At 65.5% G+C, this 15,260-nt stretch carries 13 protein-coding genes; 7 read left to right on the forward strand and 6 right to left on the reverse strand.

Going from position 1 to position 15,260, the window contains the following annotated elements:
* Window positions 1–192: 192 nt before the first annotated feature.
* A complete protein-coding gene (locus ABL843_RS22865; RefSeq protein ID WP_418117436.1) occupies window positions 193–942 on the forward strand; it encodes a glucose 1-dehydrogenase in 750 nt (249 codons plus the stop codon).
* Window positions 943–971: 29 nt separating this feature from the next.
* Window positions 972–1,361, forward strand: coding sequence for a nuclear transport factor 2 family protein (locus ABL843_RS22870; RefSeq protein ID WP_260319672.1), 390 nt, complete (start codon window positions 972–974; stop codon window positions 1,359–1,361).
* 142 nt (window positions 1,362–1,503) lie between these two features.
* Here ABL843_RS22870 and ABL843_RS22875 read toward each other — a convergent pair whose 3' ends face one another.
* From ABL843_RS22875 to ABL843_RS22890, 4 genes are all read right to left on the reverse strand, one after another.
* Window positions 1,504–1,773 (reverse strand): hypothetical protein, encoded by a 270-nt coding sequence (locus tag ABL843_RS22875; RefSeq protein ID WP_418117437.1) that lies wholly within the window; start codon window positions 1,771–1,773, stop codon window positions 1,504–1,506.
* Window positions 1,774–2,267: 494 nt separating this feature from the next.
* A complete protein-coding gene (locus tag ABL843_RS22880; RefSeq protein WP_418117438.1) occupies window positions 2,268–5,099 on the reverse strand; it encodes an ExeM/NucH family extracellular endonuclease in 2,832 nt (943 codons plus the stop codon).
* A gap of 285 nt (window positions 5,100–5,384) precedes the next feature.
* Window positions 5,385–5,702: a YciI family protein gene (locus tag ABL843_RS22885; protein WP_418117439.1), complete on the reverse strand. Its 318-nt coding sequence runs from the start codon at window positions 5,700–5,702 to the stop codon at window positions 5,385–5,387.
* Between the two features lie 48 nt (window positions 5,703–5,750).
* Window positions 5,751–6,377 (reverse strand): FMN-dependent NADH-azoreductase, encoded by a 627-nt coding sequence (locus tag ABL843_RS22890; RefSeq protein ID WP_418117440.1) that lies wholly within the window; start codon window positions 6,375–6,377, stop codon window positions 5,751–5,753.
* 100 nt (window positions 6,378–6,477) lie between these two features.
* On the opposite strand from ABL843_RS22890, the gene ABL843_RS22895 reads away from it, so the two are divergent.
* A complete protein-coding gene (locus ABL843_RS22895; RefSeq protein WP_418117441.1) occupies window positions 6,478–7,482 on the forward strand; it encodes a LysR substrate-binding domain-containing protein in 1,005 nt (334 codons plus the stop codon).
* Here ABL843_RS22895 and ABL843_RS22900 read toward each other — a convergent pair.
* On the reverse strand, window positions 7,440–7,622 hold the full coding sequence (locus ABL843_RS22900; RefSeq protein WP_418117442.1) for a hypothetical protein: 183 nt from the start codon (window positions 7,620–7,622) through the stop codon (window positions 7,440–7,442). The two genes, ABL843_RS22895 and ABL843_RS22900, sit on opposite strands and share 43 nt — an antisense overlap.
* Before the next feature lie 243 nt (window positions 7,623–7,865).
* Between ABL843_RS22900 and ABL843_RS22905 the strand changes: the two genes are divergently transcribed.
* Genes ABL843_RS22905 through ABL843_RS22920 form a run of 4 tightly spaced genes read left to right on the forward strand, consistent with a single transcriptional unit; the run spans window position 7,866 to window position 14,085 of the window.
* Window positions 7,866–8,435 carry a TetR/AcrR family transcriptional regulator gene (locus tag ABL843_RS22905; protein ID WP_418117443.1) on the forward strand — a complete coding sequence of 190 codons (570 nt, stop codon included), beginning with the start codon at window positions 7,866–7,868 and terminating at the stop codon, window positions 8,433–8,435.
* A gap of 33 nt (window positions 8,436–8,468) precedes the next feature.
* Window positions 8,469–9,455 carry a Bug family tripartite tricarboxylate transporter substrate binding protein gene (locus ABL843_RS22910; RefSeq protein ID WP_126023504.1) on the forward strand — a complete coding sequence of 329 codons (987 nt, stop codon included), beginning with the start codon at window positions 8,469–8,471 and terminating at the stop codon, window positions 9,453–9,455.
* Window positions 9,452–12,331 carry a carboxylesterase family protein gene (locus ABL843_RS22915; RefSeq protein ID WP_418117444.1) on the forward strand — a complete coding sequence of 960 codons (2,880 nt, stop codon included), beginning with the start codon at window positions 9,452–9,454 and terminating at the stop codon, window positions 12,329–12,331. Before ABL843_RS22910 ends, ABL843_RS22915 begins: the two co-directional genes overlap by 4 nt.
* A gap of 29 nt (window positions 12,332–12,360) precedes the next feature.
* Window positions 12,361–14,085 carry a tannase/feruloyl esterase family alpha/beta hydrolase gene (locus tag ABL843_RS22920; RefSeq protein WP_418117445.1) on the forward strand — a complete coding sequence of 575 codons (1,725 nt, stop codon included), beginning with the start codon at window positions 12,361–12,363 and terminating at the stop codon, window positions 14,083–14,085.
* Window positions 14,086–14,244: 159 nt separating this feature from the next.
* Here the strand turns inward: ABL843_RS22920 and ABL843_RS22925 are convergent, their stop codons facing one another.
* On the reverse strand, window positions 14,245–15,132 hold the full coding sequence (locus tag ABL843_RS22925) for a LysR family transcriptional regulator (protein WP_126023502.1): 888 nt from the start codon (window positions 15,130–15,132) through the stop codon (window positions 14,245–14,247).
* Between the last annotated feature and the right edge of the window lie 128 nt (window positions 15,133–15,260).

Raw genomic sequence — 15,260 nt, forward strand, 5'->3', positions numbered from 1 at the left:
GGCATTCCTTGCTGCAGAACAAGCCCTTGATTATCCATATGTGTGGATAGTCATTTCATTCATCTCTCTTTTTCGTTCAATGAGCGAGGCCTACATTTGCTCCATGCCTCCAACAAGGCGTCGCTGCAGAAGTGCAGCGGACCGCCGCGAGGCACCGATCCATCCTCATCCATTCACGAAACGGAGCACACCATGAACAAGCAACTCGAAGGCAAGATCGCCCTGGTCACCGGCGGCAGCAGCGGCATCGGCCTCGGTGCCGCGAAGGAACTCGCGGCGCAGGGCGCGCGCGTCTTCATCACAGGCCGTCGCCAGCAGGAGCTGGACGCGGCGGTCGCTCAGATCGGCTCTTCCGCCACGGCGCTGCGCGCCGACGCATCGGTGCTGTCGGACCTCGATGCCGTCTACGCTCACATCGCGAAGACGGCCGGCCGTCTGGACATCCTGTTCGCCAACGCTGGCGGCGGCGACATGATGGCGCTGGGCGCCATCACCGAAGAGCACTTCGACCGCATCTTCGGCACCAACGTGCGCGGCGTGCTGTTCACGGTGCAGAAGGCGCTGCCCCTGCTGAGCAACGGGGCCTCGGTGATCCTCACCTCCTCCACCACCTCCATCCAGGGCACGGCCAGTTTCAGCGTCTACAGCGCGAGCAAGGCGGCGGTGCACAACTTCGCGCGCTCCTGGGCCCTGGACCTCAAGGACCGCGGCATCCGCGTGAACGCCGTGAGCCCCGGCCCGATCCGCACGCCCGGCCTGGGCGACCTCGTGCCCGAGGAGGCGCGCCAGGGGCTCTTCGACCACCTGGCATCGCAGGTACCTCTGGGCCGGCTGGGCGAGCCCGGCGAGATCGGCAAGGCCGTGGCCTTCCTCGCGTCCGACGCCGCCAGCTTCGTCAACGGCATCGAGCTCTTCGTCGACGGCGGCATGGCCCAAGTCTGAGCTGCCCACGCATCCAGAGGAAATTGCAAATGACCAAACTGACCACCGCGACCGATCTGCTCAACGCCTATCTGGACAGCGTCTCGAATCCCACGGCAGCCGGTGCACTCTTTGCGGAAGATGGCATCCTGGAACTTCCAACCGTCAATGCACGAGCCCAGGGGCCGGCCGCTGTTGCCAATTTGCTGACGGGGTTGCTGAAGAAAGTTCCAGACTTCGCTTTTCAAGAGCCTACGTTCTGGATCCAGACGCCCGATCGAGTGTTTGCCGAGTACAGGGTCGAGGCACTGGTTCCGGACACCGGCAAGATCTACCGGCAGGTCTACGCGGGAGTTCTGATCGCAGAGGACGGTCGAATCAAGCTGTTGCGGGAGGCTCTTGATACGGCCGAGGCGACTCGCGCGTTCAAGAAGGACTGAGTTCGGCCTGCCCCCTTCGGACGTGCCAATGTCGAGTTGGCGAGTCCAAGGTTGTGGAGACTACTTGATCTCCGGTGATTGCCTTGCATCGCCAGCGCACTGGCGATGCAAGGCGGCGAACCTGCAGCCCGCAGACCAGTTCCTACCCGCCAGCCTCAGGCGCCCCACGCCGCGCCTTCTCGCTCATCTGAAACAGCTCCCCAGCCTTGCGAGCCATTTCAGCCGCAAGCCAAAGCAGGTTGTCCAGTCGTCGAGGCCCATCACCGCTGCACCAGTCGATCTCTTCACCGTGGCAGACCCACAGGAGAGCTTCAAGCTGAGTGAGGGTGTTTTCAAGAAGATCCGCCGGGTCTTGGGCGGTTTCTGCGGAAGCTACCGGCGTGCGAGGCCGGGCTATAGTCTTGGTAGCCATTTTTTGTGCGGTTCCTTCCAAGGTTGGTGCACGAACTTGGTTAGACGGCTGGGGTGCTGGTAACACCCTGGCCGTCGCCTTTTGATACCTCGCATCTGCATCGTTGCTTTCGCACCGACGACCTGCCGCGAGGCAAGCAGCCTTCGAACATCTGGCGGTAGCTTGGTGTGTTGCGCCTTTCTTCTCCCCTTGGCGGGGTATCGAGTGACAGGGGCATTCACTCTAGAGAAGAACACGGCAAGCGGCCGTTCCGCACAGCACGAAGTCGCAGAGACTGCCAACAAATGCAGCTTCCGCAATACGCTGTGCGCAGACCCCGCGGGCCTCTCACCGAGTCAGCCCCGTCGGCGTGAGCGTCGCCCTGAACAAGCAGCGCATCGATTGGTTCGAGCTTGCTTGAATCGTTTTCGGCCGGATCGAGGCGTTGCGCTGAACGCCCCTTCCCGATCTCTTTGCTGCATGCGGCGCGCCCTTGTACGGGCGCCCCGCAGCGTTCAGTTCACCGTGTGCGAGCCCAGGCCCGCGGAGGTGTCGATGGGAAAACTGTCCCATTGCGTCGCCGTATCGAAAGCAATGCCCGGGTTGGGATCGCCCGATTTGATGGTGGGCTTGCGGCGCAACGTCTGGTTCAGCGTGCTGGCGCCGTTGGCGCTCTTCCACTCGGTTCCGGGGTCGAACCCGACCTGGCCGATGCGGTCGATGACCGTGCCCGATTTCTCCAGCGTCAGGGCATCGTCGCCGTTGAAGTTGGCGACGCCGCTGTCGAACGTGCCGGCAGGCTTGAAGGCGGCGGTGGCACCGGAGTTCGCCAGCACGACCGTGCCGCCAGGCGGCAGGGAGCCGCTCAGCGCCTGCGTGCTCGTAGCCGCGGTCGCGCCGTTCGAGTACAGCTTGACGGCATAGAGGCTCAGGTCGATCGCCGAAGCGGTCGGGTTGTAGAGCTCGATCGCCTTGTTGTTCGACGAACCTTCCACGTACTCGCTGAAGAACAGATCGGGCGGGCCGGGCGGCAGCACCACGACCGTGGTGGTGACATTCACATTGCCCGTCTTCGTCGCGGTCCGGCCGGCGGAGTTGGTGAGCGTGACCACCACGCTGAAGGTGCCGGGGGCCGCGTAGGTGTGCGTGACGGCGCCGGTGCCCGCTGCCGTGGTGGCGGCGGTGCCGTCACCCCAGTCCACCGTCAGCGACGTCAGGGTGGTCGCACCACCAGGCGTGGCTTCGGTGATATCCATGCTGTAGGTCTCGCCGGTCTTCGCCGAAGCCGGAATCGACGCGCTGACGATGGGCTCGACCACGGCGGCATCGGCCGCGAGGTTCAAGCCCACCAGCACCGGGTCATGGTCCGACGCGCGGAACGGCGTGGGCGCGTAGCGGTCGTCGGTGGTGAAGTCGGTGTTGTAGTCGAGCGCGGTCGGTTCGTCGGAGTTGATGTGCCACACGTTCACGCCGTTGACCTGCGTCGCCAGCGAGGCCGATACGTAGGCATGGTCGAGCGCGCCGGTCTCGCCGCCGAACACGTAGGTGTAGCGGTCGGCCGCGGGCATGCGCTTGAGCAGGCTCTCGTTGCCCGCGGCCTCGAGTTGCTTGGTCGGGTCTTCGAGCAGGTAGCTGTTGAAGTCGCCCATCATCAGCACATCGGTCTCGCCGGTCGTGCCCATGGCCTTGAGCTTGCCGACAAAGCTGTTCAGTGCCTGCGCCTGTTTGACGCGCGCGAGGTTCCAGCAGCCCTGGCCCTGGTCGACGTCGCCCGTGGTCGGGCAGCTGCCCTTGCTCTTCAGGTGATTGACCACGAACCAGAAGCCGCCGTTGTTGCCGACCACGCTGAAGCGCTGGGCCAGCGGCGGGCGGCCGCTGGCGGCGGTGTAGTCGGCCAGGTCGGCGCCGGTCGGCAGCACGGCGTTGCCGACGCGCTGCACCTTCGCGGGCTTGTAGAGGATGTCGACCTTGATGGCGTCGGTGCCGAACACACCGCTGTTGACCGCCGCATAGGTGTTCGCGCCGACCTTGGCGTTGAGGGCGGCCAGCAGGTCGTTCGTCGCGACGTCGGTGTTCTGGATCTCCATCAGGCCGATCACGTCGGCGTCGAGCCCCGCGATGGCCGCCACGATCTTGGCCTGCTGCCGCTTGAACTCGTTCAGGTTGTTCGCGCCGCGGCAGTCCGTCGCTACGCCTGTGCCGAGCAGGCAGACCTGGCCGGTCTGGCCTGCAGAGTTCGTGCCGTCCTGGAAGGTGGTGAAGTAGTTGAGCACGTTGAGGCTGGCCACCTTCAGCGAACCGCCGACCACCGGCGCCGTGGGCTGGCGCGGGTTGGCCTGCGCGAACACCGGCGCCACCGTCGGCTGGATGCGGTAGGCGCCGAAGTTGTGGCTCAGGATGCCGGTGATCTTCTGCGTGGTGTCGCCCATGCGGCGGGTGCCCTCGGTGCCGGCCGCGCTCAGGTACGGAATGGGGTTCGGGTTGGACACCGACGAGCCGTCGTCCAGCATGATGCGCGAGAGCAGGTTCTGCGCATGCGTCGCCGTCGCGTTGCCGTTGGTCGGGTTGAACTGGCGCCCGTTCAGCGACAGCACCATCTGGCCGTAGCGGCCCAGCTCGAAGAGCTCTGTCACCGCCAGGGGCTGCGCGATCTCGACCAGCATGCCCTCGTAGCGCTCCAGCGTGGATTCGTCGGCCACCGGCAGCGTGATCTGCGTGGGCTTGACGACCACGCCGCTGCCGCAGACGCTGATGGCCAGCGCAGTGGCGCCAGTTCCGACGATCTCGGTGATGCTGTCAGGCTTCGCGCCGGCACCGGCTGTCTGGCCGAACTCGGTCACCTCGCCGGTGACCTGCACGAAGTCGCCGACGGCCACGCGGGTGCTGCCGCTCGGCGCGTAGACGAAGACGCCTTCGGAGGTCAGCGGATCGGCATCGGGCACGAGTTGCTGTACGAAGAATCCGTTCAGCTTCACCGAGGCGGAGCCGGTGTTCTGGAAATCGCCCACCACCACGCCGCGCACGGTCACGGCCTGGTTCGCCATGGGGCTGATGTGGCCCGTGCCTTGCACGGACGAGATGGCCGTCAGCGGTGCGCCGGCCGGAACGGCTGCCGCGCATGTGGGCGGCGGCACCTCGGGTGTGGCGTTGTCAGGCTGCGTGGCTGGTGGCTGCGTCGCCGGAGGCGGCGTGTTGCCGGAGGGCGAGCCGCCGGACGATGGGGGAATCAGTGGAAAGGAAGCGCCGCCACCACCGCCGCCGCAGGCGGTCAGCGCGATGGCAAGAGTAGTCAGCGCCAGTGTCCTGAATGGCCACGCGGGCCTCGATCCTCGTCCTCGATGCGTCATTTGGGGTCTCTCTTGTTGTGGGGGCCGGCAAGCGAACCGCGGCCGTTTTTATGGTTCTTGTGTGTAACCCCCGAGACACCCCCAGGCAACCCTGGGTGATGGGGCGCCGGGCTGGCCGCCAGCGCCAAGCCGAATCCCGCCTGTGTCCTGTCCTGCTTGTGTCGAGCATGAATATCGCAAGCCTCGCGGCATGTTTCCCAGGAGGAGATGGCGCGAGGTCCCGCCGGAACATGCACCGAGGTCGAGCGCCTCTGCGCGTCTCTTGTGAAGTCGCCTGTGCGGATATCAGCCGGCGGCAATGGCTTTTGCCAATGGCGCCCATTGCGCCGCAAAGGCCTCCGCGCGCAGCGCCGGCTCGAAACTTTGCACCGAGACGGTGACCACGCGCTCGATCACGAAGGCGTCCTGCTCCATCATGGCTTCGAGTTCATTGGAGTCGGCGCAATGGACCAGCATCACCCCACCCGTGCCGTCCGCGAGTGGTCCTGCGGCGAGGATGTGTCCCGACTTGGTGAACCTGCCCAGCCATTGTTTGTGGGCGTCCAGATGCCCGTTGACTTCCTCGATGAGGCGCGCGTAGTTCAGCGTTACGACGTAAAGCATGGTTTTCCTCGGATGTTGAATGAAACGTGTGTTTGGGGCGATGCGCCTTCAGTCGCGCAGAGCCGCGTCGACCACCCGCAGCACGCCGGCCCGTGCGTCTTCCATGGCACGCGCCCGGATATCCGGGCCCCTGGACATGCTCTCGGCCCGCAGGTAATGCACGTCGGTGATGCCGATGAATCCGAAGGCCGCCTTGAGATAGGTCTCCTGGAAGTCGAGCGCGGCCATGGGCCCCGCGGTGTAGACGCCGCCGCGCGTGGAAGCGACGATCACGCGCTTGCCGCCGGCCAGGCCGACGGGACCGGCGGGCGTGTACTTGAAGGTCTTGCCGGGTTGCATGACGCGATCGATCCAGGCCTTCAACTGGGTCGCGACGGAGAAGTTGTACATGGGCGCGCCGACGACAATGACGTCGCTGCCCTGGAGTTCGTGAACCAGCGCGTCGGACCGGGCATGTTCACGCGCCACGTGGGGGTCGTCCGAAGCGATGGACAGGTCGCGGAATCCGGAAGCGATGGGGCCGTCGAGATGAGGAATGGCGTCCAGCACGAGGTCGCGGTAGACGACGTTGGCGTCCGGGTTGTGCGTGCGGATCGCCGACACGATGGAAGCACTGAGGGCGCGTGAACCGGAGGCATCGCCGAGGATGCTGGAATCGAGATGAAGGACTTGCATGATGTGGGAGTGTCGAGAGGAGCCATGAAGATAGGCGCGGCCTCCTCGCGGCACCAGACGGCACAATCGCAACTCTTCGTTCTGGCCCGCAGGACAATCAATGCAGCAGCCCGCACCCGCACAGTCCCCAGACCTCGCCATGCGCGGGAACTCGCCCGTGGACCTGAATGATTTCGCCCTCTTCGTGGCGGTCGTGTCGCACGGCAGCTTCTCGGCCGCCGGGCGTGCAATGAGCATGCCGAAGTCGCGCATCAGCCGACGCATCGCCGATCTCGAGAAGCGGCTCGGCGTTCGGCTTCTGCAGCGCTCCACGCGTGCGATGCATGTGACCGAGGTCGGCGCTGCGTTCCTTCAGCACTGCGAGGCCATGACCCATGCCGCCCGTGCCGCCATGGAAGTGGCCGAGCATGCGAACGCCCGGCCGGCCGGGCGGTTGCGCGTTAGCTGCCCAGTGGGGATCGCGCATCTCTTTCTCGCCCCTGTGATCCCCAAGTTCCTTGACCGGTACCCCGACGTTCGCCTCGATCTGGAGCTGACCAACCGAAGGGTCGATGTCGTGGCCGAGGGATTCGATGTGGCCGTGCGCGTGCGAACAGTCGTCGACGATTCCCAATTGATCGTGCGCAGCTTCGGGTTGAGCGAGCAGGTGCTGGTCGCCAGCCCACGCTTCATCGCAGCGCACGGTCCGTTTGAAACCGTGGCCTCGTTGCAAGGCCAGGTAGGCATAGGGCTCGGGGTAAGCATGGGCGAACGTCCGGCGTGGCGAGTGACCGATCCGCAAGGCGCCGATGAGTCGATCGAGTACCTACCTGTGCTTGCGACCGACGATGTCCATCTGATCTGGCAGACCGTACTGGCCGGCGTGGGCATCGCGAGACTTCCCTTCAACCTGTGCGCGGAGTCGATCGAGAAGGGCGACCTGGAAATCCTGCTGCCCGATCACAGGCTCGCGCCGCACCAACTGCATGCCGTGTTTCCGTCGCGGCGCGGTCTGGTGCCGGCGGTTCGCGCGCTGATCGACTTGTTGAGCCAGGAGCTCACTCAGACGATGACGCACGCCAATCAGCGTTTTTCCAGATTGCTCGAAGCCGCCAAGCGCGGCTGAAACGCCTGAGGGCGCATGGTCGCGCCGTGGACCAGGGCGATTTCCTTCACGCCGCCCGAGGTGGCCGGGCCGGCCGTCGACAGGGCCGCAAACAGCGACAACGCTGCAAAGGCGACAAGCAGTTCGAGAAAGCGCTTCATACCTTGAATCCTCGAAGAGGAACGGGAAATCGAAGAGGCTCCTTGCGGAAGCGGACGGTGCCATCGGGTTACCCCTATCCAGGGGCACGCCGGATGCAAATACATTTTACTGAAAATCCGTAATGTAAATACATGCACAGACCTTCCGCACCCCGTCGCACGCATGCCGAACGCAGCGCCGCCACAAGAAAACACCTGATCGCCACGGCCATCGATGTGATCCAGACCCGAAGCCTGGAGGACATGTCGATCCACGAACTGGCCAGGACCGCCGGCATGACTTCCGGTGCGGTCCAGCATCACTTCGAATCGAAGGCGGTGCTGATGATGCAGGTGCTCGGCGAGCTCATCCAGTCGGGTGTGGATGCGGGCGAACTCTGGCCTGCGGAAACCTTGCCGCTGCACGAACGCGCGTCGGCTTTCGTCAACGCGGCCTGGCAGTTGATCTACGCGCAGCCTCGCTTCGTCGCAGCCTGGAACATCTACCTCGGCACGCGCAATCAACCCGAAGTCCTCGCACAAATTGCCAGTCTTCGGATCGAACTCGGCGAACAAATGGAAGCGGGATTCTTCGGCGCCTTCCCGGAACTCGAGAACGCCGCCGATCGGCACGCAGTCGTAGGGCTTGTCTTCTCCGCGCTGCGGGGCCTGGGCCTCCTGCAGCTCTTTCCCTCTACCGCCGAGGAAGTGCGCTCGGAGCGATCGCAAGCGCAACTCGCGTGCCTTGCGGATCTGATCGTCGCGCACTGCGAAGCGGCCGCGGCGCCTCGCAAGCCCAGGAAGCCTTCGCGCGCCCCGTCGGCACGCAGCTAGGCCCGGGCGAACACCTATTTTCCAGGAGACAAGATGAACCCTATCCACACGCCCAGGCTGCTGCTCGCGATCCTCATCTCTTCATGCGCCGCAGCCAGTTGGGCAGACGCTGTGGTGTACCCAGCCAAGCCAATTCAACTGATCGCGCAACAACCGCCGGGCAGCGCATCGGACTCGATGACGCGCGTCTGGGCCGACTGCATCGCACGCGAACTCGCGCACCCGGTGATCGTGCAGAACAAGCCAGGTGCCAATGGCTTGCTGGCCATCAACAACCTCAAGGGGCAGTCGCCCGACGGCTACACGCTGATGAGCATCGGCATGTCCCAGATGAGCATCACGCCCTACACCTACAAGCAGCGCCCCTACGATCCGGCGACCGACTTCGAAGGCATCGCGATCCTGGGCACCTCGCCGCTCGTGCTCACGGTGCCCGCGGGCGAAGGCATCGCGCGGCTGGCTGACCTGGAGAAGCTGGCGAAGACCACGCCCGGCGGCATCAACTTCGGGTCTCCCGGCAAGGGAAGCCCGGCACACTTGCTGACCACGGCGCTGCTGGACAAGGTTGGCGTGCCAGGCACGCACGTGCCCTTCGTCGGCGAGGGCGCGGGGCTCACCGGGCTGATCGGCAAGCAGATCCAGGCCATGACGCTCGTGATCGGCACGGCGGCGCAGCAAGTGAAGGCCGGCAAGCTCGTGGCACTGGCGGTCTTCGACAGCCAGCGATCGAAGCTGCTGCCTGACGTGCCCACGATTGCCGAATTGGTTCCGGCCGCGGCAGATCTTGCGAGGCCTTCCTGGATTGCGGTGGTGGGCAAGGCGGGGCTGCCACAGCCGATCGCGGCCAAGCTCAACGTAGCAACGGAGCAATGCCGCACCAACGAACAGTACAAGGCACGCATGGAGGCAATGAACGTCACGCTCATTGCTTCCGCGCCCGCGGATGTGCGCAGCTGGGCAGCTCGCGATGCCGCGGTGTGGCGCCCATTGATCGACAGGCTGGGCCTGGCCACCGAATGAACGCGAAGCACGCACCCGAGGTGCGCCTGGCCCATGGCGGCGGGCTCAGGGGTGCATGGCTCGACGGCGTGCGTGTCTTCAAAGGCGTGCGCTATGCGCAGCCGCCCTTCGGCGCGCTGCGATTCGAGGCCCCGGTGCCCGTGCCCGGATGGACAGGCGTGCGCGATGCCTCCTCGTTCGGCCCGGTCGCCTTCCAATGGCCGCGCGACCCGCAGGCGCAGGACGACCCGCGCGGCGGCGAAGACGCGTTGCGGCTGAACATCTGGGCGCCGGATGCGCCGCCCGGCGCCCATCTGCCGGTGATGGTCTGGGTCCATGGCGGTGGGTTCTTCCGCGGCGGCACGAGCGACCCTTTGTACGACGGCGCCTCGTTCGCAAGGCAGGGCGTGGTGTTCGTCTCCATCCAGTACCGGCTTGGCGTGGACGGCTTCGCACACCTTCCTTCGGCGCCGGACAACCGCGGGTTGCTCGACCAGCTCGCGGCGCTGCAGTGGGTCCAGGCCTTCATCTCCGCTTGGGGCGGCGACCCCGAAAGGGTCACCGTGTTCGGCCAATCCGCGGGGGCCGGTGCCCTGGCTTGCCTGATGGGCATGCCCGCTTCGCGCGGCCTCTTTCACCGCGCAATCCTTCAGAGCCCGAGCATCGCTTGTCAGAGCGTGGACGAAGCCACCGTGGCTTTCCGGGCGATCGCGTCGGTGGCCGGCATCGAGCCGACGCGATTGGCCATGGCCGCGGCGCCCATCACCGTTCTTCTGCAAGCGGTGCATGCACTGGCGAGCGACCCGCGCCTGCGAAAAGCGCACGGCATGAGCGCCCGCAACCTCTTCCCGTTGCGCCCTGTCGTCGACGGGCGGATCCTGCGGGCAGAGCCCCTGCAGGCGATGGCGGATGAATGGACGGCCGCACCGAGGCGCTTGCAGATCCTGGTGGGCAGCAATGCGCAAGAGATGCGCCTGTACTACGTGCCGACGGACGCGCTCTCCCGCCTGACCGCCACGGACCTCGAGGACTTCGTTCGCGAAGCCGGCCTGCCGATGCCCGCCGGCCAGGAAAGCCCCGGCGCCGCGCTGTGCGCGTTGCAGTCCGAGTACTTCTACAGCACCCCTGCCCGGCGGATCGCCGAGCTGGCCGACGCGCACCTCGGACCGGCGTACCGGTATCTCTTTTCCTGGCGCTCGCCGCAATGCGGCGGCCGGTTGGGCGCCGCGCACGGTGTCGAATTGCCATTCGTCTTCGCAAACCTGCATACCCCCATGGGCCGCGAGTTTGCGGGAGCCGCGGCGCCCGGTGAGCTGGCGCGCGAGATGCACGAAGCCTGGGCGCGGTTCGCAAAAGAAGGTGATCCGGGCTGGCCCGCGCACACATCCGCACGTCCCTGGACCAGGACCTTCGACGGACCTTCGAGAAAGGTCGCCTCGGCGCATTCGCAGCCAATGTCTCCCATCGAAAGTCGAGAAGCAGTTTTCATGTCCAGGCAAAACACAGCACTGTCAATTGAAGAAGTCCGCGAGGCGCTGGTCGGGGTTCTGGGCGAATCCCGGGTCCTGCAGGACCCGGGTCGCCTGGAGGCGCATTCAGGCGATTGGAGCGAGGCCAAGCGCGTGCGCCCATCGCTCGTCATCTGTCCACGGACGCCGCAGGAAGTGGCCAGTGCGCTCGCTGTCTGCTCGCGCCTGGGCCAGCAGGTGGTGGTGCAGGGTGGCCTCACCGGCCTGGCCGGAGGCGCGACGCCATGCAGCGGCGAGATAGCGCTCTCGCTGGCCAGGCTCAACGCCATGGAGGAACTCGACGAGGTCGCGGGGACCGTGCGGGTGCAGGCCGGCGTGGTGCTCGAAGAACTCCAGCAGTGGGTCGAAAAGCGGGACTGGACTTTTCCGCTGGACCTCGGTGCCCGTGGCTCCTGCCACGTCGGTGGCAACGCAGCCACGAACGCGGGCGGCAACCGCGTCATCCGCTTCGGCACGATGCGTGAACGGGTCCTCGGCCTGGAGGTCGCGCTGCCCGACGGCCGGCTTCTGTCGATGCTCAACCGGGTGACGAAGAACACGACTGGCATCGACCTGAAGCATCTTTTCATCGGGTCTGAAGGCACGCTGGGGGTCATCACCCGGTTGGACCTGAAGCTGTCGCCCAAGCCGACATCGTCGAGCACCGCCCTTTGCGCGCTGCCGTCATTCGAGGCAGCAACGCAGCTCGTGAGAGACCTGCAGCGGGCCTTGCCGGCGCTGTCGGCGTTCGAGGTGATGTGGAGCGACTATCTGGCTGCCGCGACGCAGATCACTTCGCTGCGGCGTCCGTTCGAGGAAGACCATCCGGTGTACGTGCTGATCGAGACGCTCGGGGCCGACGACCTTGCCGATCGGGAGGCGCTTGAGCGTGCCTTGGGGCAGGCACTCGATTCAGGCCTGGTCGCCGACGTGATCGTGGCCCAGTCCGTGGAGGATTCAAGGCGCCTCTGGACGTACCGTGAAGCCGTCGGTGAACTCCTCGGTGCATTGAAACCCTTTGCCGCCTTCGACGTGGGCATTCCGATGTCTCGCATGCAGGAGTTCGTCGAGCAGGTCGGACGGGATCTCAGGCAGCTCTTTCCGGACCAGAAGCATCTCTTCTTCGGTCACATCGGCGATGGCAACCTGCACGTGCTGTCCGGTCCGCACAGTGCCAACGGCAGCCTGCACGAAATCGAGAAGATGGTGTATCTCGCCACGGAACGGGCGGGCGGCTGCATCTCGGCGGAACACGGCATCGGCGTGGTCAAGAAGGAGTTCCTGCCCCACAGCCGTACCGGCGAGGAGCTCGACGCGATGCGCAGCCTCAAGCTGCTTTTTGACCCGGCGAACATACTCAACGCAGGGCGCGTCTTCGATGCCGCCTGAGGCCCCATGAAACCCGACCCGAGACACATATGACGAGAGAAAATCATCCAAACCGCTGGCTCGGCGTAGCTGGCCTTGTTGCCTGCTCTGCGCTGCTTGCTGCGTGCGGCGCAGGCCGCTGGAGCGGCAAGGCCGTCAACCTGGCCGTACCGGACAAGACCTCGCTCGCTCAGGCTTGCGCCGGCATGGCCGGCAAAACGGTGTCGCCGGGGCAGATCGCGCTGACGAGCGGCAAGGCAACTGTGTCTTCGGCCATGCTCGTACCCGCCGTCACTACCGCGCCAGCTTTCGCCGAATATTGCAGGGTGCAGGGCTCGATCGCTCCCCTTACGGCGGGTGCAGATCCGATACGCTTCCAGCTCAACCTGCCGACCACATGGAACGAAAAGGCCGTCATGGTGGGAGGTGGCGGTTTCAACGGCACGGTCATCGATGGCGTCGCCCCGCTTCGCGACGCGGCACCGGGTCAAGCGCAGCCGATCACCCAGGGTTTTGCGACCTTCGGCACCGACTCTGGCCACGACGGAACGACTTACAACGCTACCGATCCAGCCAGGTTTGCGTTGAACGACGAGATGTTCCTGAACTTCGCGCATCAGTCATACAAGAAGGTCAAGGACGTCGCGCACGTGTTGATGCAGCAGTACTACCTGCGCACGCCGTCCAAACAGTACTTCTACGGCGGCTCCGAGGGCGGGCGCGAGGGCCTCACCATGGCGCAGCGCTACCCGCAAGATTTCGATGGCATCGTTTCCGTCGTGCCCGTGATCAGCTGGACGGGACTCTTCAACGGGTTCATCAGCTACCAGTTGCCGCAGTTCTCCGGCGGGGCAATCAACGCCAGCAAGGTGCGCCTGCTCGCCAACTATGTGAACACCACATGCGACGCGCTGGACAACAGCGCAGATGGCGTGGTGAGCAACTATCTCGCCTGTCCGTCTCGCATCGATCTGCAGCGCCTGCGTTGCCCTGGCGGCGGCGACACGGGCGACACCTGCCTGTCCGACGCGCAACTCGCTGTACTCAAGGCGTCGTACGGACCGACAGTCCTGCCTTTCCCGCTCGCCAACGGTCTCACTACCTACCCGGGCCGCCTGTACGGCGGCGAGATCCAACTCGGCGGGGAAGGCGTGGGTCGATGGGTGACGACGGGCCTCGTTCCCAATCTGGCGCCGACTTCGGCAGACGCTCGCGGTGTGATCTACGGCAGCAGCTACGCTCGCTATGTGATCGCGAAGAACGCCGCCTTCGACATCCGCACATGGAACGCCTCGAACTTCCAGGCGCGCATCCAGAAGGTGTCGGCGCTGATGGACTCGACCGATCCCGATCTTTCGGCCTTCCGCGCGCGGGGCGGCAAGCTCATCATCCGCGAGAACTCGGGCGACTGGGCGCAGAGCCCGATGGCCGGCATCCAGTACTACCAGAGCGTCGTCGACAAGCTCACGCAGCCGGTCGTCGACGAGTTCGTGCGCCTCTACGTTTCACCCGCATCGAATCATGGCGGTACGGCGGCAAGCCTCACGACAGGCGCCGAAATTCCCACCAATCACGATTTGCTCACGACGCTGGATAAATGGGTGACGAGTGGCAGCGCGCCGGCCGATGCACTCGTGCAGGTGCGCAACTCGCCCTCCGCCCCCTTCAGCACTCTCGCGACGCGCCCCATGTGCCGCTACCCGAACTACCCGGCGTACGTGTCGGGCGACGTGACGAAGGCTGAAAGCTATCGTTGTGTTGCGTCGTTGCCCTGACTTGTCGGGCGTCTGCGCAATCACATCTATCGCAGGCTGCCGAAGAGTGCGATTCAACCGAACCGCCCTCCATCACAAAGGCCGAAGACCGGGGGACATTCGCGCAGCAAGGCACCCCGTCGGCGTGAGCCTCGCCCTGAACGAACCCGGACCCGAGCCTCAGGACATCCCGCGCGCCAGCAGATGGTCGACAAGCCTGCGCTGCGGAAAGCTCAGCGCCTCCTGCCGGGTGCACAGGTACATCCGCCGGGAGGCCCACGCGTCGGTGAGATTGATGAAGCGCAGCTTCATCTCCTTGCGATAGGCCACCGCAGCGCCTTCGGGCAGGATGCCCACGCCCATGCCCGCTTCGATCATCCGGCACACTGCCTCGAAGCTCTTCACGCGCACGCGCAGGCGCAGCACCTTGCGCGCGCTCATCGCGGCGTCTTCCATGGTGCGGGAGATGGCGGAGTCGTCTTCCAGGCCGACGAAGTCGTAGTCGAGCAGCTCCTCGAACGACACCTCGCGCCCGCGCCACGGGTGCTTCTGCCGCACGATGGCCACGAGCCTGTCCGTGCGGTACGGAATGAAGTGCAGCGCCGGGTCTGCGGCCTCGCTGGTGATGACGCCGACGTCGGCCTGCCGGTCGCGAATCGCCTGCACGATGTAGACGCTGCGGTGCTCTTCCACGCTCACGCGGATCTCGGGGTAGCGCTGGCGGAAGCTCGCCACGTCGTCGGGCAGGAACTGGCCCATGGCCGATGCGTTGGCATGCAGCCGCACGCGGCCGGTGGCGCCCTGCGCGTAGTCCGACAGGTCGGCGCGCATGCGGTCGACGTCGCGCAATATCTGCCGCGCATGCATGGCGAGCGACTCGCCGGCGCCGGTGGGCGTCACGCCCTTCGAGGTGCGGTTGAGCAGCACCACGCCAAGTTGCTCTTCGAGGATGGCAAGGCGGCGGCTGGCGGCCGACAGCACCATGTGGCTCTCGGCGGCGGCCTTCGACAGGCTGCCGTGCTCAATGGCGCGAAGGAAGAGCGCCAGCGAATCGAGGTCGGGTCTCATGGTGTGTGGGTCGGGTCTGCGAGGCCGACATTGTCGGGCCGGCGGGGTCCGGGGCTCCGGCCGAAATACTTTCGGCGGATCGCGCCCGCAAAAGACAGATCTTCCGGAATTGGCTGCTCTTTGCCAAA

Source organism: Variovorax sp. 350MFTsu5.1 (assembly GCF_048302515.1).
GTDB classification, from domain to species: Bacteria; Pseudomonadota; Gammaproteobacteria; order Burkholderiales; family Burkholderiaceae_C; genus Variovorax; species Variovorax guangxiensis.